The following is a 17,192-nucleotide window of genomic DNA, read 5'->3' as shown; positions in this document are numbered from 1 at the left end:
ACCCAGCATGAGGAGGCTTATGGGGCGCAAGGTCGCCATCCTGTGGCACGCGTCATTCACGATCGCCGCCGGCTTCCTCTACTTCTTCTTCGTCTTGCCCCGCTGGCCTGAGTTGATGGGTGACACCGCGCATTCGTTGGGGACGGCGCTGCGCATCGTGACGGGCGCGCTTGTCGCGCTCGCGGCGCTGCCGGTGGTGTTCACCCTGCTGCGCACCCGCAAGCCGGAATTGGGCACCCCGCAGATGGCGCTGTCCATCCGGGTCGCCTCGATCGTGGCCCACGTGCTGGCCGGTGTGCTCATCGTCGGGACGGCGATCAGCGAGATCTGGCTGAGCCTGGACGTCGCCGGACGGTGGTTGTTCGGGATTTACGGGGCGGCCGCCGCGATCGCGTTGCTCGGTTTCTTTGCCTTCTATCTCTCCTTTGTCGCCGAGTTGCCGCCGCCGCCGCCGAAACCGATCAAGGCGACAAAGCCCAAGAAGGCCAAGAAGGGGGGCCTCCGCCGCAAGAAGGGCGAGGAGGCCGACGAAGCAGGCGAAGCCGACGAGGCCGACAGCGCCGACGAAGCAGGCGAAGCCGAAGAGGCCGACGCGGTCACAGAGGCCGAAGCGAGCGAGCCGGACGAGACGGACGCGGCCACCGACGCAGCAGCCGAAGCAGCCCCCGACGAGCCCGCCGAGACCGAGGTAGCGCCGGTAGCCGACGCGACCGAGGAGAGCGAAGAGCCGCGGACCAAGTTGCAGAACCGCCGCCCGACGGGCAAGGGGTCGCACCGGATGCGGCGCAGGCGCACTCGGGCCGGCACCGCGGTCGACGACACCGTCGACCAAACCGCCGACGAGGACTAGCGGCCTCGGTCGACCGACCCTCCCGCGGCAACGTCGGCTGCCGAATCTTCCTATTAGGCCTACTAAGAACCCCCGCGATTCCCTATGCTGAGCGAGTGCCAAACAACTATCGAGTGGTTCAGTGGAACACCGGCAATGTCGGCAAGAGCTCGCTGAAGTCGATCGTCACCAACCCCACGCTGGAATTGGTCGGGTGCTTCGCCTGGTCGAAGGACAAGGTCGGGCGCGATGCCGGTGAGCTCGTCGGGATCGCGCCGGTGGGCGTCGCGGCCACCAACGACGTCGACGAGCTCCTGGCCCTCAAGCCGGATTGCGTGGTCTACAACCCGATGTGGTTCGACGTCGACGAGCTGGTCCGCATCCTGTCCGCGGGCGTCAACGTGGTGACCACCGCGTCGTTCATCACCGGCGGGAACCTCGGCAACGACCGCGAGCGCATCGCGCAGGCCTGCCAGAAGGGCGGCTCCACGATCTTCGGGTCCGGCGTCAGCCCGGGTTTCGCCGAGCTGCTGGCCATCGTGTCGGCGATGGTGTGCAACCGGATCGACAAGGTCACGGTCAACGAGGCGGCCGACACCACGTTCTATGACTCGCCCGAGACAGAGAAGCCGGTGGGCTTCGGCCAGCCGATCGACCATCCGGACCTGCCGGCGATGGCGGCGAAGGGGACGGCCATCTTCGGCGAGGCCGTCCGGCTGGTGGGCGACGCCCTCGGCGTCGAGCTCGACGAGGTGCGCTGCGTCGCCGAGTTCGCCCAGACCACCGAGGACCTCGTGATGGCGTCCTGGACCATCCCCGCGGGACACGTCGCGGGCACGTACATCAGCTGGCAGGGAATCGTCAACGGACAGACCCTGATCGACCTGAACGTGCGGTGGCGCAAGGGGCAGACGCTCGACCCGGACTGGAAGATCGAGCAGGACGGCTGGGTCATCCAGATCGACGGGCAGCCCACGGTGACCACCAAGGTGGGGTTCCTGCCGCCGCCCTACTTCGAAGCCACCACCATCGAAGAGTTCATGGACCTCGGCCACATCATGACCGCGATGCCGGCCATCAACGCGATCCCCGCCGTCGTCGCCGCGGCACCCGGCATCGCCACCTACGCAGACCTCCCGCTGACGCTGCCCCGCGGCAACGCGCACATCGGGTCATAGCGCCGCGCTGCGCCGCCGGGCGGGTTTGGCGTAGCGCGCGCCCAGCGGCGGCACCGCGAGCGGCTCCTGATCGCGGACCGCCTCGATGGCGTTGCGCAGCGGACGCGCAAGGCGCGCAAAGGATCCCATGTCGAACAGCAGCGGCGTCAGCAGCCGGTTGTGCACGAAGCCGAAGGAGCTGCCGGTCTCGGGGTCGGCCCAGCCGAGCGTTCCGCCCAGCCCGACGTGGCCGAAGCCGCGGAGCAGGCCGGGAACCGGCGACTCGTGGTACCCGAGGTGAAAAGGCATGGGCACCACCATGTTTGCGTCGGGCCACTTCCGCCGCGCCTGCCCGGCGAGCCCCCGTGCCAGCTCGTCGGACAGGAACTTCTTGCCGTCGATGCGGCCGTCGTTGGCCAGCGCGGCGAACATCTTGGCCAGTCCCCGCCCGGTCACCACGCCGTTGGCGGCCGGGACCTCGCCGTCCAGGAACGGGGTGTCTCCCTTGATCAGCGAGATGACGCCCGGGAAGTACATCGCGCCGAGCGCCCCGGAGAAGGGCAGGCCGGCCAGTCGCGGCGCGATGAAGTTGAACACCGGGGCACGCAGCCGCCCCTGCGGTATCAGGATTTCGGCGGCCGTCGTCGGTGAACCTTGCGGGGGGCGGCCCAGGTGCAGCCCGTCGGTGTCCAGCGGACGGGCGACCTCCTGGCGGATCAGCTCGCGCATCCCCTTACCGGTCACCGCCCGGGCCAGACCCGACAACAGCCACCCGTAGGTGAGCGCGTGGTAGGCCTGCACACCGCGCAGATGATCGACGGGCGCGGCCGCCAGCCGCTTCTCCATCAGCAGGTGGTCCATCAACTCGGTTTTGGTGACGCCCCGCAGGTGCGACAACCCGGATCGGTGCCGCAAGACGTCGCGGACCGTGATCTCGGCCTTCCCGTTGGCGCCGAACTCGGGCCAGTATTGCGCGACGGGCGCGTCGTAGGACAGCAGGCCGCGGTCGGCGAGCCGGTGTATCACGGTCGACGCGATGCCCTTGGTAGCCGAGAACACCATCGCGCCGGTGTCGGCGGTCCAGCGCTGGGTGCCGGCCCGGTCCGACCACCCGGTCCAGACGTCCACGACGGACACGCCGTCGACATAGACGCTCAGGGCTCCCCCGCCGAACCGGCGGCCGGGGAACAGCTGGGAGAACAGCTTGACGACGTTGGCGAAGCGCGGGTCGGCTGCGCCGGACACACCGCGTGGCAAACCATCGCCGGTGATCAGCAGGGTCGACGGTGTCACTGCGCCGCGACGTCTGGAGCGGTCATCCGAATGAAGCTATCAGTCGGGTTGTCGCGGGGGCTCGGGATTCTCACCGGGGATTTGATCGGGCGGCGCGTCCCTCAGATAGCGGCGCAGCCGCAGCAGCTGATTGACCACCATGCCGATGCCCAGCAACATCAGGCCCGCCACTACTGCCACCACGATCGCGGTGCTCACAGCGTCCATGATGACAGGGCCGGTGTTTCGATATCTGCTGCTCCCGGGTAGCCAGCACGCCATGAGCGCCGAAGACAAGTTGAAGAATAAGATCGAGGACCTCGGCGGCCGCGCCAAGGAAGCCCTCGGCAAAGCCACGGGCGATGCCCAAACCCGGGACGAAGGGCGGGCCGATCAAGCGAAGTCCGCGTTGAAAGACGCCGGCGAAAAGGTGAAGGACGCGTTCAAAAAGTAATGACAATCCGGAATGTGTTGGCCGTCCGGTCGATGCGCCGCCTGCCGCTGCCCTTGTTGGCAGCGGCAGCCGTATTCGGCTCACCGGTCGCGAGCGCGCCCTCGGCGACGGCCGAACCGTGTCCCGACGTCGAGGTGGTGTTCGCCCGGGGATCCGGCGAGCCGCCCGGCATCGGCGGCATCGGCCGGCCGTTCGTGGACGCGCTGCGCTCGGAGATCGGTGCCAAGTCGCTGACGGTGTATGCGGTGAACTACCCCGCCAGCACCGACTTCGACAATCCCGCGTTCCCGGGGACCGTCATCGACGGAATCCGCGACGCCAGTTCGCACATCGAGTCCATGGTGGCGAGTTGCCCCAACACCCGCGAGGTGCTCGGCGGCTACTCGCAGGGCGCCGCGGTGGCGGGCTACACCACCTCGGCCACCGTGCCGCCGGGCGTTCCCGCTGACAAGGTGCCGCCTCCGATGCCGCCGGCCATCGCGCAACACGTCGCCGCCGTCACGCTGTTTGGCACGCCGACGGGGCAGTTCCTGCAGAAGTACAACGCGCCGCCGCTCACCATCGGGCCGCTGTATGCGCCCAAGACGATCCAACTGTGCGCGCCGGGCGATCCGGTCTGTGCCAGCGGCGGCGACGGGGGCCTGGCCGCCCACACCTCCTACCCGGGAAACGGCATGACCAGCCAGGCCGCCGATTTCGTCGCCGGCCGCCTGTAGGCCGGCATGCGGGTCCTCATCACGGGCGGTACGGGCTTTGTCGGCGGGTGGACCGCCAAGGCCGTTTTCGACGCGGGACACTCGGTGCGGTTCCTGGTCCGCAACCCGGCGAAGCTGCAGACCACCGTCGCGAAGCTGGGTGTGGACACCTCGGACTTCGCCGTCGCCGACATCACCGACCGCGTCGCGGTGCGAGACGCGTTGCAGGGATGCGACGCCGTCGTGCACAGCGCCGCCCTGGTGGCCACGGATCCGCGCCAGACGCCGCAGATGCTCGCCACCAACATGCAGGGCGCCCAGAACGTGCTTGGCCAGTCCGTCGAGCTCGGTCTGGATCCGATCGTGCACGTGTCGAGTTTCACCGCGCTGTTCCGTCCGGACCTGGAGACGCTGACGGCAGACCTGCCAGTGGTGGGCGGGGCCGACGGCTACGGAACGTCCAAGGCGCAGGTCGAGATCTATGCCCGCGGCCTGCAGGATGCGGGCGCGCCGGTCAGCATCACCTATCCGGGGATGGTGCTCGGGCCGCCGGTCGGCGACCAGTTCGGTGAGGCCGGCGAGGGCGTGCGAGCGGCCGTGCAGATGCATGCGATCCCGGGGCGCAGCGCGGCATGGCTGATCGTCGACGTCCGCGACCTGGCCGCCCTGCACGCGGCGTTGCTCGAACCCGGGCGCGGGCCGCGGCGCTACACCGCGGGCGGCCACCGGGTGCCCGCCGCGGACCTCGCGAACCTGCTCGGCCAGGTGGCCGGGACGCCGATGGTGGCGGTCCCGATCCCCGACACCGCGCTGCGGGTGGCCGGGGCGGTGCTTGATCGGGCGAATCGCTTCCTGCCCTTCGAGACCCCGTTCACCTCGGCGGGAATGCAGTACTACACCCAGATGCCGGCGTCCGACGATTCCCCGAGCGAACGAGAACTGGGCATCAACTATCGCGATCCGCAGCAAACGGTGGCGGACACGTTCGCGGCGATGCGCGCGGAAAGCGAATAGCCGCAACGCCGTTCAGGGCCGTTCAGGCGGGTGTGATCTCCAGGCCGACGTGCACCTTGTCGATGCCGCCGCGGACGATCGTGTGCGCGTAGAACCACCACGCGTGGTACCAGTACCGCTTGAGGACGGCGTTGTACACGCGCCGCGTCTCGGACTTCGGCAGTACCCGGGCGACGGCCTCGACCTCGTCGCTCTTGGGCTTGCCCAGCGCAGCGCTCTTGGCGATCGTCACCCTGGGCGTGTTGTTGATCCGCTTGGTTTTCCACGAACCGTCGTCGGTGATCACCAACAGCTTGCCGTCGCCGTCGGGCGCCCCCCAGACCGGGGTCGGCTTGGGCCGGCCGTCCTTGGTGAACGTGGTCAACAGCAGGTACTTGGATCGGATGACGTCGCTGAAACTGGGGGCCATGACACCTCCATTGCCCCGTCGCGCCAGTTCCTAATCATGGTCGGCACGACCCTGGGCTAAGCTTTTGGGCGATTGCCCAAAAGGCTACGCATCCCTGCGGGAAAGACGTACACCATGACCGCCCCCCGACGGCCGAAGGCGCGCGACTCCAACACTCGCGACATGCTGATCGACGCGACGATCCAGATCATGGTCGAGGACGGCTACGCCGCGGCCACCTCGCGGCGGGTGGCGAACGAGGCCGGCGTCAAACCCGCGCTGGTCCACTATTACTTCCCCACCATGGACGAGCTGTACCTCGACGTCTTCCGGCGCGGGGCCGCCGCCTATCTGGAGCGCCAAAAGCAGGCGCTGGCCTCCGACCGCCCACTGCACGCCTTCTGGCAAACCCTCATCGAGCCGAAGGACACCCGGCTGCTGTTGGAGTTCATGGGGCTGGCCAACCATCGCAAGGACATCGGGGCAGAGATCGCGGCGTGGTCGGAGCGATGGCGCGAAACGCAAACCACCGCATTGAATTTCATCGTCCGCGAACACGGATTGGACCGGGGCGAATTTCCGCCCGCGGGGATCGCGGTCATCATCGCGGCGATCGGCCGCATGCTGATCCTGGAACAGGCGCTCGGCACCACGGCGGGCCATGACGAAGCCGTCGCCCTCGTCAACCGGCTCATCGACCGTTTCGAGTTGCCCTCTTAGCGCCCGTTAAGGCAGCACGACCCGCAGCCGCTCCCAGCCGCGCACCGTGGACGTCGACGCCAATTGTGCGGTGTCGTAGTCGATGTCCCATTCCGGCCAACGGTTGAGGATCTCGTCGAGCGCGACGCGGCCTTCCAGGCGGGCCAGGTTGGCGCCCAGGCAGTAGTGCACGCCCTTGCCGAACGTGATGTGCGAGATGTTGTCGCGTCGGATGTTGTAGGTGTCCGGATCGGTGTAGCGGCGGGGGTCGCGGTTGGCGGCGCCGAAGAGCAGCAGCATGGCGCTGCCGGCCGGCACCGTCGTGCCGTAGCACTCGAAATCCCGTGCCATCCAACGGGCGACGTGGGGGCCGGTGGGTTCGAAGCGCAGCGTCTCGTCGACGGTGCGGGTCAACAGGGACCGGTCCCGGTACACCTCTCGGCGCTGATCCGGGTGCTCCGCGAGCACCTTGGCCAGCCAGCCGATCAGCCGGCCGGTCGTCTCGTTACCCGCCCCGGCGACAACCTGGGTGTAATGCAGCACCTCTTTACGGGTCAGCTTGCGGTGCACACCCTGGTCGTCGTCGAACTCGACGTTGAGCAGCGTCGTCATCAGGTCGTCGGACGGATTCTTCGAACGCCATTCGACGTAGTCGGCGTAGATCCGGCCGTCGGCGATGGAGTCGGCGTTGGCGACCTTCAGGGGAGCGCCGGGCTTGGTGCGCAGGTTGGCGTCGTTGGCGTCGCGCACCGAGACCTGCTCGGATTCCGGGATTCCCAACAGCATCCCGATCACCCGCATCGGCATCATCGATGCCAGCTCGGCGATGATGTCGAATCCCCCGGACCCGACGAGTGGGTCCAGGCACCGAACGCAGTACTGCCGGATCTGGTCCTCGAGGGCGGCCATCCGGCGCGGCGTGAAGACGCGGGACATCAGGCCGCGCAGCCTCGTGTGTTCGGGGGGGTCCTGGAACATCATCACGCCGCCGGGCATCTCGAACTTCGACTGGACCAGCTCGAGGATGTCGCTTCGCTTGTTGGAGAAGGTTTCCCAGTTGGCCAATCCGCGCTCGACGTCGGAATGCCGTGACAGCGCCCAGAAGTCGTACTTTTCGTTGTAGTAGATCGGGGCTTCATCGCGCAGCCGCGCATAGGTCGGATACGGGTCGGCGTTGATGCCCACGTCGTAGGGGTCGTAGTAGACGTCGGTGTCATTGGTGACGGTCATCGATTTCCTCACTTCGGGCAGCCGCCGGCATCCCTGCGCCCGTCGAGTTTGGGCGATCGCCCAAAATCGTGGCGCAGGCCATGTCTAGCAGCATCTCCGCGAATCCGTCAAGGTCGCCAAGCCGTGCGCGATGATGATCCGGTGGCATACGACAAGGCGGCGACCGGGCTCCTGGTGATCGACCCCTACAACGACTTCATTTCCCCGGGCGGGAAGGTGTGGGACCGGCTGAAAGGCGTCATCGAAGGCAATGGCTGCGTCACCCACATGCAGCAGGTGCTCGACGCGGCGCGCGGCGCGAACCTCCGCGTCTTTTATGCCCTGCATCGCCGTTACCGGCCGGGCGACTACGAAACGTGGAAGCACATCGCGCCGGTGCAGCGGGCGGCCTGGTCGCGCAAGACGTTCGAATACGGCACCTGGGGCGGCGAGATCCGTCCCGGGTTCGCACCGCAACCCGGTGACGTCGTCGCTCACGAGCACTGGTGTTCCAGCGGTTTCGCCAACACCGATTTGGATCTGCAACTCAAGCGCCACGGCATCGAGCAGGTCATCGTCATGGGCTTGATCGCGCATACCTGCGTGGAGGCGACGGTGCGGTTCGCCGCCGAGCTCGGCTACGACGTCACCGTGGTCCGCGACGCCACGGCCGACTATTCGGACACCGAGATGCGCGCCGCCCTCGAGGTCAATCTGCCCAACTACGCCTCGGCCATCGTGACCGCCGACGAGGCCGTCGCCGCGATCGCCGCTCTCTAGGCCGGGCCCGTGAGGGCGTCGACGTGGTAGCGGCTGGCGGTCCAGGGCGGCGAATCCGCCGCGGGCGTGAGGGTGATGGTCAGCTGCGCTTTGCCCGCGGTGACCGACTGCGGCAACAGGTAGGTGTCGTCCAGCCAGCGGTGAAAGGTGTTGCTGCGCGGCTGAAGCCACGTGCCCGCGGGCACGCCGTCCACCGCGACGTCCGCCGATTGGAAGCCGGTCGCCTGGTCCGACGTGCGGCGCAGCAGGACACCGTGGTTGCCCGGATCAACCTGGACATGGAACGTGATCGCGCCCTGGGTGCTGCGGACCGAGCCGACGAGGGGCAGGGTGTCCTCGGTGCCCTCGTATTCGCTGACCAGCAGCTGATCGGTGGCGTCGGCATCGGTGTAGCCGTGCAGGACGCGATCGACGGGGTCGGCGGGGCGGACGTCGTCGCTGCCGGTGAGGACCGCGTCCGGCTGTGTGTAGAGGAATGCCGTTGAGCTGTAGTCGGGTTGGACCATGTTGCGCTTGCCGTGCTCGATGCCGAAGCGGAGCGCGGAGTGATACCCGATGGCGTCGGCTAGCATGATCCGGTAGACGGCGACGCAGTAGTCCGCGCACCCGCCGGTCGCCGTGCGCTGGTCGGGCTGGCCGTTGAGCGGGTCGCTGAAGTGGGTGCCGTCTTTGAAGTACCAGCCACCCTCGTAGAGGTCCTCGGTGCCGGTGCCGTACCACTGCGGGGATGCGGCGCCGTCGGTGTAGACCCGCTCGGCGCCTTCGAGAAAGTAGGGGGCGCCGTCGCTGAACGCCGTTTTGGTCCGCTGGCCCCGTATGGTGTGGCTGACGCCGACGAATTTGCCGTGGCCCTGTTCGTCGGCGAACACCCAGTCCTGGCCCTGGATGGTCGGGCCGGCATGGGCGCGGGCGGTGAAGTAGCCGGCGCGGCCGCTGGCCAGCGCCGCCGCCCATTGCGCGTCGGGCGTCGTCGTGACGTCGCCGGCGATCCCCGGCACCGTGGCGGCGGTGGTGTTGACGAGGGTGACGCGGGTCGAGTTCGCGAAAGGCATTGGCCACCAATCCCACAAGACCAGCGACCCGTCGGGCTGTGGATCGGCGGCGAACATCAGCGATCGCACGGGGTTGGCGCCGAGTCCCGCGCCGAAGAACTCCCCCAGGGGCGCGTCGACCAAGGTCCGGCCGTCGAATTCGATCCGCAGGCGCAATCCGGCCAGGAGTTGATCCGCCGCGGCGGGCAGCCGCAGCCGCAGCGCCGAGATGCTGCCCGGACCGCTCGTCTCGGCGACGGTTTGTTCGGTCCCGGCGGGGAGATCGATGACCCGATTGCTCTGCGTTGCAGTGCCTGTCGCCGGTTTGGGGTCGGCGGTGCCCGCGGCGCGCAGGGTGTCCAGCACATCGAGCGCGGGATCGGCGGGCGAAAAGGTAGTTATCCCATCGGCATTCGGGAACTGTCGATAGTCGACGTGGTAGTACTCCAGATGGGACGCGACGCTGATCCGCATCGACCGCCGATAGGGCATCGGCACCTTGATATAGACCCCGCCCGGCGACCGGGCGGCGTTGGCCACCAGCGGCCACGCGAACGGGGCGCCCAGTTCGCCGTCGACCAGCGCTTGCAGCGGTGTGTCCACGACGGTCTGCCCATCCAGCTCGATGCGGATGTGCCCGATGGCACGCACATTGCCCCCGTCACGGGTAAACCAGATCGAATCAACTTCCCCGGCACCGTGATCCTCCGCGATGACGCAGCCCGCGCCGCCCGGTGCCAAACACCCGCCGGTGCCGTTGCGGTTACCGGTCGAAATGTCGAAATCGCCGCCGCTGCGATCGAAACTCGACACCTGCAGGGTCTGCGATTCGGCGTCCAGATAGGGCAGCCGATCCAACCGGCGGTAGGTGTCCCAGCCGACCATCTTCTCGCCGAGACCGGCGGCCGGCGGCTCGGCCGCTGCGGGCGCGGTGACGCAGGCGGCGGCCCACAGCATCAGCGCGCAGGCCGCAGTCCACGCCCGAGAAGCCACCGGCATAACAACGGAGCTTACTTTTCTTCGGGCTCTGGCCCCGCCCCTGCCGCGCGAAATACCTTCGAGGTGTTGCCAGTTCGCACCATGCGACCGGCATCAGTGCGGCGGAAACGCGCCATTCCAGTCTAAAAATTGGCCCGTCGCGATGGACTTCAATCAGTTGACGTAAATCGACGCTATTTCGCTGGATCCCATGGCATTCCGCATTGTACTCACGTACTATAACGCTTCTCGGGCGTAAGAATTCTCCTACGAAGGGAGTGGTTATGTCTGGATTGAAATACAAGGTTGTTCTCGGCCTTCTCCTCACCTTCACCGCACTGACGGCCTCGGGTTGCACCCTGCCCCTCACTGTCGACTGCTCACCGGTCGCCACCTGCACGTTGTAGGGCCGAACTTCGGCCATCAGGTGCTTCCGCCGTTGGCACCCATTACCAGGTAGGGCCCATTTGTACTTACCAATGCGGCGTTAATGGCATTGGGTGCCAGTTACTCGCACAGCCGAAGCCGATACATCCCCTCGTATATCGGACGACGCCGTGACAATGCTAACGCGGTCGTGCGACGTGAAGTCGTTGGGCACCAACGGTTTACATCGATCGCTGGGGCCCGCTCCGGTCACTTTGAGCATGACCGACACCTCAGCGACGCGATGGCGTGCGCATCCTTCGGGCCGTGCGCACGCTCTTCGCGAATTTCTTGCTGAGCTTGTGCGGGTTCGGGGTAAACTGATCGCCTGAGCGAAAGAGCGCTGAAAGCGGTCAGCCCCGAAACCCTGGCAGTTCGGGTAGGGGAATTCGTGTGGTTCGGATCCGCATCTCCTAAGCCCCTGGGGCACAGAAGGATCGCTTCCGCTCGTCCACCGCGAGCGCGCAGCCCATCGCCCTCAGGCTGATCGCGCAATGGGTTTCGGGCTACTTCTTCCCGTTCCTGCGATCCGTATCCCGGCTGGGCTGAACGCGTTTGGGCTCCCCGGGCATCTTCGGATAGTTCGGCGGATACGGCATGTCACCCAAGCCACGCTCTTCGTCGGCCTCGGCCATTTCCAGCAGCGACGCGATCGACTGGGCAACATCATCCATTGCGGCCCAAGGGTCTTCCCGGCGCGCGACCAGCTCGGGCACGGTCGCCATGGTGTAGTCGTCCGGCTCGGCACCGGCCAATTCGTCCCAAGTCAGCGGCATCGACACCGTCGCGATCGGCGTGCGTCGCACCGAATAGGCCGACGCCATGGTCCGATCCCGGGCGTTCTGGTTGAAGTCGACGAAGATGCGCTCGCCCCGTTCTTCCTTCCACCATGCGGTGGTGACGGCGTCGGGCGCACGGCGCTCCACTTCACGGGCCAGCGCGATGCCCGCGCGGCGCACCTCGACGAAATCCCAGTCGGTGGCGATCCGCAGGAAGACGTGGATCCCGCGACCCCCGGATGTCTTCGGGTAGCCCACCAGACCGAGCTCGTCGAGCAGCGGCCGCAACACGTCGACCGCGACGGTGCGCGCCTGTTCGAATGCGACGCCGGGCTGCGGATCCAGATCGATGCGCAGCTCGTCGGGGTGGTCGGTGTCGGGGCAGCGCACCTGCCACGGGTGCAGGGTGATCGTGCCCATCTGCGCCGCCCACACGATCGCGGCGGGATGGGTGACCTTCAGCGCGTCGGCGGTCCGCCCCGACGGGAACGTCACCTGGCACGTCTCCAAGTAGTCCGGGTGGTGCTGGGGAATCCGCTTCTGATAAATCTCCTCGCCGTCGATGCCGTCCGGGAACCGCTGCAGGTGGCTGGGCCGGTCGCGCAGCGTGTCGAGCATCGGGCCGCCGGCGACGGCGCGGTAGTACTCGACCAGGTGCCGCTTGGTGCCCCGCGATCCCAGCTTGGGGAAATACACCTTGTCGGGATTGGTCAGGCGGACCGCGACACCGTCGACGTCGACCTCTTCTGCAGCAGCCATACCACCGATTCCAGCACAATCAGGCTATGGACCTCCCTGTCATGCCGCCGGTGTCGCCGATGCTGGCCAAGTCGGTTCGCGCTATCCCGCCCCACGCGTCGTACGAGCCCAAGTGGGACGGATTCAGGTCGATCTGTTTCCGCGACGGCGACGACGTCGAGCTGGGCAGCCGCAACGAGCGGCCGATGACCCGCTACTTTCCGGAGTTGGTCGCCGCGGTCAGGGCCGAGCTGCCGGAGCGCTGCGTGATCGACGGGGAGATCGTCATCGCCACCGACCACGGCCTGGACTTCGAGGCGCTGCAGCAACGCATTCACCCGGCCGACTCGCGGGTGCGGATGCTCGCCGAGGCGACGCCCGCGTCCTTCATCGCGTTCGACCTGCTGGCGCTCGGCGGCGACGACTACACCCGGCGGCCGTTCAGCGAGCGGCGGGCGGCCCTGGTCGATGCGGTGGGCGGATCGGGTCGCTCGATCCATGTCACGCCCGCGACGACCGATCTGGGCACCGCGCAGCGATGGTTCGACGAGTTCGAGGGCGCCGGCCTCGATGGCGTGATCGCCAAGCCCCTGGACGTCACCTACCAGCCGGACAAGCGGGTGATGTTCAAGATCAAGCACGAACGGACCGCGGACTGTGTGGTCGCCGGCTATCGGGTCCACAAGTCCGGCGCCGACGCGATCGGGTCGCTGCTGCTGGGGCTCTACCAGGACGACGGGCAGCTGGCCTCGGTCGGCGTCATCGGCGCGTTCCCGATGGCCGAGCGGCGCCGGCTGTTCGCCGAACTGCAGCCGCTCGTCACCGACTTCGCGGACCATCCGTGGAACTGGGCCGCCCACGAGGCCGGCGAGCGGACGCCCCGCAAGAACGAATACTCGCGATGGAACGCCGGCAAGGACCTCTCGTTCGTGCCGCTGCGGCCCGAGCGCGTGGTCGAGGTCCGCTACGACCACATGGAGGGTCGGCGGTTTCGCCATACCGCGCAGTTCAATCGGTGGCGTCCGGACCGCGACCCGCGCTCGTGCACCTACGAACAGCTGGAACAGCCGGTGACGTTCAGCCTCGGCGAGATCGTGCCGGGCCTCGGCCCGGGCTGAAAGGAAGGGTTCCTTCCGCGACGCTGCGGCCATCACGACCCGCGATTACCGGATCTGAAACGCCTTGCGGCACTGGTTAGTTTGCCTCCGCCGGGCATACCTTCGGACACAAGAGCCAGGTGCCCGGACGGCTTTCAACGTCGGTTAGCTGGGTCAGGTCCACACCGTGGTGCCGTCAGACCACTGTTAGTCGTACAAGTGAAAGGTCGCGTTGAGTGGTCACCCCATGTCGATCCTGATAGTCAGGGCCAGGGTCAAGACGGCGACAACCGCGAGCAGAATTGTGTCCGTCCTGCCAAGGCGTGGCACGTCGGCTGTGCGCAGGCGCAATTCGCGCGCGATCAGGAAGAGCGGGAACATCACGCTGACGGCGATGAAGAACGATCCCACAATGTACAGCCAGACGAATCGCAGGTTGTATTTCCTGGCTTCGATCACCATCAGAATGACGGCACTCAGGGCCAGCATCAGGGCGTCGGCTGTGATATTGCGCGAGGCCGCAGTCGTTTTGGTGTCGCGCCAGAAATTAACGAAAAACTCGGTCGGGCTGTGAACGTACGTGATTGTCTGGCTCCACGTCGCGATGAGCGCGGCGACCGCGATAGCGCCGTAGACGATGCAAAGAATTTTGCGGGACGTAGGGACCGATGATGCTTGGTCCGCTCGGTCGGTTGTAGTCATGCCTCAAGGTAGAACGAACCAAACGGGCGATGGCACAAAATGGCCCATTGAACCATCCCGAGTTTCATGCACCCTCGGGGTTCTGTGAGCCGGCCGATTGGTCGGTCACGAGTTGGGAATAGTAGCGGGTCTCGGCTTCGGCGGGTGGGATGCGTCCGAGGCGGTGCATGAGGCGCTGCTGGTTGTACCAGGCGACGTAGTCGGCGGTGATGTACTCGACGTCGCCCACGGTGTTGAGCTTGCCGCGGCGGAACGGGGAGTCGGCTCGGACGCACTCGTTTTTGTAGAGCCCGATCGTGGTCTCGGCCAACGCGTTATCGTAGGCGTCACCGACACTACCGACCGACGGTCGGATCCCCGAAAGACTCAGTGTCTCACCGAATCTCACGCTCGTATATTGCGACCCGGCATCGCTGTGGTGGATCGCACCGTCGATCGGATGCCCCTGGCGGCGGCGTAGTGCGGCGGCCTGACGGATGGCTGATTCGACGAAGCGGGTGTGCTTGGAGGCCGACGCCTCCCACCCCAAGATGGCTCCGGCATAAGCGTCGATGACAAACGCGACATAGACGAAGATCCCGGTCACCAACTTCACGTAGGTGAAGTCAGCCACGAGCAGCAGGTTGGGAGCGGGCACGGCGAACTGGCGGTCCACCAGATCCGGTGGCCGCACCGCGGCCGGGTCCGGGATCGTGGTGCGCACCTTCTTGCAGCGTCGCACGCCCTGCCAGCCGTTTTTACGCATCAGCCGTTCCACCGTGGACTTGGCCACCGGGATGCCCTCGCGCTGCAGATGGGCCCACATCTTCAGCGACCCGTACAGCGACTCCGGTTTGCGGCGGCCCTGCTCGTCGGGCTCGTAGCAGCCGGCCAGGATCTGCGTGATCGTGGCATCCCACAGGGCCCGTTTCGAGGGCGCCCGCGTAGCCCAGGCGTGAAACGTTCTCGGGGCGATCGGCATCCCGTGCTCGGAGAGCACGCGGCAGATCGGAGCGACCCCGAAACGGTCCCTGTTCTCGGCGATGAACTCGCAGACCGTGGCTGTCAGCGGCGGTTGCGCGGGTCGCTCTCCCGCACGAAGAAACTCGTTGCCGCTTTGAGGATTTCGATGGTCTGCTCCAGCTCGGCGTTACGGCGCTTGAGCGCGCGGATCTGCGCCGCAGCGTCACTGGACACACCGTCGCGCTCACCCTCGTCGACCTGATGCCGACGGATCCAACTTCGCAGCGTCTCGGCGGTCATCCCCAGCCGCTGAGACACCGCAGTGATCGCCGCCCACTCGCTTGGATAGTCATCACGATGATCCAGCACCAAACGCACAGCCCTGGCCCGGGTCTCCGGGTCGTACTTGCTCGCCACGACATGCACCTTCCCAAGAAGAGAGGTGCGCATCAAACGCGGGACGGTTCACATTCACTCGTAGCCCGGAGCCTGCGTTGCCAATGGTGTATGCGGCGCAAGGCAATCGACTCGGCAAAGAAGACTTCGCTCTAGCACGGCGGACATTGCCGATATGCCGATGGTGGCCTTGTCCAAGGGCGTGGTTAACGCTCCATGCCAATTCGGTGATCCTGTCCAAAACACCGGGCTTGATTCGCATTGGTGCGCGCGTCGGCGTGGTCGCGAACGAACGAATCCGTTGATGCCCCAATCCCGTAGGAGGATTGATTCCGCCAGCTAGTTGGTTGTCGGTGGTGGTTGGGGTTGGAAGGGGTCATACCACCACCAGTCGGCCCGCTCACCGGTAGGTCCCGGACACGGTGGCACCGCGGGCGGGGGTCGGGTGGGTGGGTGCGCGAGTGAGCCCGGGCTCAGGATTTGGCCGGCCTCGTCGGTGACGGTCAGGCCGTCGGCGGGTCCGGTGAGGGTGATGGCGCCCCGGTGATGCAACCGGTGGTGATAGGGGCAGACCAGCACCAGGTTGGCCAACTCGGTGGGCCCACCGTCTTCCCAATGCCACAGGTGATGGGCATGCAAACCCCGGGTGGCCCCACAACCGGGCACCACACAGGTGCGGTCGCGGTACTCCAGCGCGCGGCGCAGCCGCCGATTGATCACCCGCGTGGTCCGGCCCGCCCCAATGACCTCACCCTCGCGTTCAAACCACACCTCACAGGTGGCATCACAAGTCAGCAAGCGGCGCTCGGCATCCGAGAGCAGCGGACCCAGATGCAGCCCCGCCACGCGGCGCCCCACATCGAGGTGGGCCACCACCGTGGTGTGCTGCCCATGCGGGCGCCGAGTCGCCTCGACGTCCCAGCCCGCCTCCACCAGACGCATAAACGCATCGACCGTACTCGGCAACGGCGGCCGCTGATCGGATGAACCCTCGCCGTTTGCGTGATCGTGTTTCCACTGCGCGGTCAACGCCTCACGATGAGACGCCAAAGCGGCGTCGAACTTCGCCGCATCATGATGGCCCAGCGTGATCCGATAACAACCGCCCCACTCATCGCAGGACTTGGTGAACGAGGGCTCGGGTTCGGGCCGCGGGCCGGGGTCGGGTCGCGGTTCCAGCTTCACCGCGGTACGCAACTGACTGACCGTTGCCACCGCGGCCAGCTCCGCATAATGCGCATCAGACCCCTCACCCGCGCGCGTCGCGATCACCCCGACCTGATCGGCCGACAACCGGCCCTCGCGCATGCCCGCCGCGCAACGGGGAAACTCCTCGAGCCGGCCCGCAATCGCGGCCAGCGTGTGCGCGTTGCCCGACGAACACCCCAGCTTCCAGGCCACCAACGCCGGCACCGACCGCGCACCAGTCACACCACACAACCCGTCACGATCAATCTCGGCGACGATCTCCACAATGCGCCCATCAATCGCATTGCGCTGACCCGCCAACTCCGCCAACTCCCCGAACAACACCTCAAGGCGGTCACTCGCAGTGACCACCACAGCCTCAGCGGACGCGGTCGACGACATGACCACATCATCACAA

General features: G+C 66.8%; 17 protein-coding genes. 8 read left to right on the top strand and 9 right to left on the bottom strand.

The features are described 5' to 3' along the window. Positions 1-19: 19 nt before the first annotated feature. On the top strand, positions 20-850 hold the full coding sequence (locus OCQ_RS01645) for a hypothetical protein (RefSeq protein WP_014383683.1): 831 nt from the start codon (positions 20-22) through the stop codon (positions 848-850). A gap of 95 nt (positions 851-945) precedes the next feature. Continuing rightward, positions 946-2,007: an NAD(P)H-dependent amine dehydrogenase family protein gene (locus tag OCQ_RS01640; RefSeq protein WP_036429769.1), complete on the top strand. Its 1,062-nt coding sequence runs from the start codon at positions 946-948 to the stop codon at positions 2,005-2,007. Here OCQ_RS01640 and lipL read toward each other — a convergent pair. Together lipL and OCQ_RS26715 are read right to left on the bottom strand one after the other, a co-directional pair. Beyond that, entirely contained in the window at positions 2,002-3,279 is a 1,278-nt protein-coding gene (gene lipL / locus OCQ_RS01635) for an esterase/beta-lactamase LipL (protein WP_008263225.1), read from the bottom strand. The two genes, OCQ_RS01640 and lipL, sit on opposite strands and share 6 nt — an antisense overlap. A 39-nt stretch (positions 3,280-3,318) precedes the next feature. Next, positions 3,319-3,477, bottom strand: coding sequence for a hypothetical protein (locus tag OCQ_RS26715; protein WP_014710822.1), 159 nt, complete (start codon positions 3,475-3,477; stop codon positions 3,319-3,321). Between the two features lie 61 nt (positions 3,478-3,538). Here OCQ_RS26715 and OCQ_RS01630 point away from each other — a divergent pair, with 61 nt between their 5' ends. Genes OCQ_RS01630 through OCQ_RS01620 form a run of 3 tightly spaced genes read left to right on the top strand, consistent with a single transcriptional unit; the run spans position 3,539 to position 5,421 of the window. After that, positions 3,539-3,712: a CsbD family protein gene (locus tag OCQ_RS01630; RefSeq protein WP_008263222.1), complete on the top strand. Its 174-nt coding sequence runs from the start codon at positions 3,539-3,541 to the stop codon at positions 3,710-3,712. Continuing rightward, positions 3,712-4,428, top strand: a complete 717-nt coding sequence (locus OCQ_RS01625; RefSeq protein ID WP_008263220.1) for a cutinase family protein — start codon at positions 3,712-3,714, stop codon at positions 4,426-4,428. The genes OCQ_RS01630 and OCQ_RS01625 overlap by 1 nt, the downstream gene beginning before the upstream one ends. A gap of 6 nt (positions 4,429-4,434) precedes the next feature. Next, on the top strand, positions 4,435-5,421 hold the full coding sequence (locus tag OCQ_RS01620) for an SDR family NAD(P)-dependent oxidoreductase (protein WP_008263218.1): 987 nt from the start codon (positions 4,435-4,437) through the stop codon (positions 5,419-5,421). Between the two features lie 22 nt (positions 5,422-5,443). On the opposite strand, the gene OCQ_RS01615 is transcribed toward OCQ_RS01620, so the two are convergent. After that, positions 5,444-5,830, bottom strand: coding sequence for a PPOX class F420-dependent oxidoreductase (locus OCQ_RS01615; protein WP_008263216.1), 387 nt, complete (start codon positions 5,828-5,830; stop codon positions 5,444-5,446). A gap of 114 nt (positions 5,831-5,944) precedes the next feature. Here OCQ_RS01615 and OCQ_RS01610 point away from each other — a divergent pair, with 114 nt between their 5' ends. Continuing rightward, positions 5,945-6,529, top strand: a complete 585-nt coding sequence (locus OCQ_RS01610) for a TetR/AcrR family transcriptional regulator (RefSeq protein ID WP_041784756.1) — start codon at positions 5,945-5,947, stop codon at positions 6,527-6,529. A gap of 6 nt (positions 6,530-6,535) precedes the next feature. Here OCQ_RS01610 and OCQ_RS01605 read toward each other — a convergent pair whose 3' ends face one another. Continuing rightward, positions 6,536-7,738 (bottom strand): cytochrome P450, encoded by a 1,203-nt coding sequence (locus tag OCQ_RS01605; protein WP_008263209.1) that lies wholly within the window; start codon positions 7,736-7,738, stop codon positions 6,536-6,538. Between the two features lie 123 nt (positions 7,739-7,861). On the opposite strand from OCQ_RS01605, the gene OCQ_RS01600 reads away from it, so the two are divergent. Then, on the top strand, positions 7,862-8,497 hold the full coding sequence (locus OCQ_RS01600) for a cysteine hydrolase family protein (protein ID WP_014383679.1): 636 nt from the start codon (positions 7,862-7,864) through the stop codon (positions 8,495-8,497). Here OCQ_RS01600 and OCQ_RS01595 read toward each other — a convergent pair. Both OCQ_RS01595 and ligD read right to left on the bottom strand, forming a co-directional pair. Next, positions 8,494-10,485: a glycoside hydrolase family 172 protein gene (locus OCQ_RS01595; protein ID WP_014383678.1), complete on the bottom strand. Its 1,992-nt coding sequence runs from the start codon at positions 10,483-10,485 to the stop codon at positions 8,494-8,496. The two genes, OCQ_RS01600 and OCQ_RS01595, sit on opposite strands and share 4 nt — an antisense overlap. 953 nt (positions 10,486-11,438) lie before the next feature. Further along, positions 11,439-12,470, bottom strand: coding sequence for a non-homologous end-joining DNA ligase (ligD, locus tag OCQ_RS01590; protein WP_014383677.1), 1,032 nt, complete (start codon positions 12,468-12,470; stop codon positions 11,439-11,441). Between the two features lie 26 nt (positions 12,471-12,496). On the opposite strand from ligD, the gene OCQ_RS01585 reads away from it, so the two are divergent. After that, a complete protein-coding gene (locus OCQ_RS01585) occupies positions 12,497-13,567 on the top strand; it encodes an ATP-dependent DNA ligase (protein ID WP_008263203.1) in 1,071 nt (356 codons plus the stop codon). A gap of 219 nt (positions 13,568-13,786) precedes the next feature. On the opposite strand, the gene OCQ_RS01580 is transcribed toward OCQ_RS01585, so the two are convergent. From OCQ_RS01580 to OCQ_RS01565, 3 genes are all read right to left on the bottom strand, one after another. Continuing rightward, entirely contained in the window at positions 13,787-14,248 is a 462-nt protein-coding gene (locus OCQ_RS01580; protein ID WP_041784755.1) for a DUF2834 domain-containing protein, read from the bottom strand. 64 nt (positions 14,249-14,312) lie between these two features. Beyond that, a protein-coding gene (locus OCQ_RS01575; protein WP_139826619.1) for an IS3 family transposase occupies positions 14,313-15,607 on the bottom strand; the annotation gives its coding sequence in 2 pieces (ribosomal slippage) (positions 14,313-15,334 and positions 15,334-15,607; 1,296 coding nt in all). Positions 15,608-15,925: 318 nt separating this feature from the next. Further along, positions 15,926-17,176 (bottom strand): HNH endonuclease signature motif containing protein, encoded by a 1,251-nt coding sequence (locus OCQ_RS01565; protein ID WP_041785351.1) that lies wholly within the window; start codon positions 17,174-17,176, stop codon positions 15,926-15,928. Positions 17,177-17,192: the final 16 nt, after the last annotated feature.

Source organism: Mycobacterium paraintracellulare, assembly GCF_000276825.1.
Classification (GTDB): domain Bacteria; phylum Actinomycetota; class Actinomycetes; order Mycobacteriales; family Mycobacteriaceae; genus Mycobacterium; species Mycobacterium intracellulare.
This window is presented reverse-complemented; position numbering and strand designations above follow the sequence as displayed.

Excerpts from the sequence above, each read along its gene's own strand:
- OCQ_RS01645 (WP_014383683.1), top strand. The coding sequence starts at position 20 with ATGGGGCGCAAGGTCGCCATCCTGTGGCACGCGTCATTCACGATCGCC.
- OCQ_RS01585 (WP_008263203.1), top strand. The coding sequence starts at position 12,497 with ATGGACCTCCCTGTCATGCCGCCGGTGTCGCCGATGCTGGCCAAGTCG.
- OCQ_RS01565 (WP_041785351.1), bottom strand. The coding sequence starts at position 17,176 with ATGTCGTCGACCGCGTCCGCTGAGGCTGTGGTGGTCACTGCGAGTGAC.
- OCQ_RS01605 (WP_008263209.1), bottom strand. The coding sequence starts at position 7,738 with ATGACCGTCACCAATGACACCGACGTCTACTACGACCCCTACGACGTG.
- OCQ_RS01630 (WP_008263222.1), top strand. The coding sequence starts at position 3,539 with ATGAGCGCCGAAGACAAGTTGAAGAATAAGATCGAGGACCTCGGCGGC.
- OCQ_RS01610 (WP_041784756.1), top strand. The coding sequence starts at position 5,945 with ATGACCGCCCCCCGACGGCCGAAGGCGCGCGACTCCAACACTCGCGAC.
- OCQ_RS01625 (WP_008263220.1), top strand. The coding sequence starts at position 3,712 with ATGACAATCCGGAATGTGTTGGCCGTCCGGTCGATGCGCCGCCTGCCG.
- OCQ_RS01615 (WP_008263216.1), bottom strand. The coding sequence starts at position 5,830 with ATGGCCCCCAGTTTCAGCGACGTCATCCGATCCAAGTACCTGCTGTTG.
- ligD (WP_014383677.1), bottom strand. The coding sequence starts at position 12,470 with ATGGCTGCTGCAGAAGAGGTCGACGTCGACGGTGTCGCGGTCCGCCTG.
- OCQ_RS01580 (WP_041784755.1), bottom strand. The coding sequence starts at position 14,248 with ATGACTACAACCGACCGAGCGGACCAAGCATCATCGGTCCCTACGTCC.
- OCQ_RS01595 (WP_014383678.1), bottom strand. The coding sequence starts at position 10,485 with ATGCTGTGGGCCGCCGCCTGCGTCACCGCGCCCGCAGCGGCCGAGCCG.
- OCQ_RS01620 (WP_008263218.1), top strand. The coding sequence starts at position 4,435 with ATGCGGGTCCTCATCACGGGCGGTACGGGCTTTGTCGGCGGGTGGACC.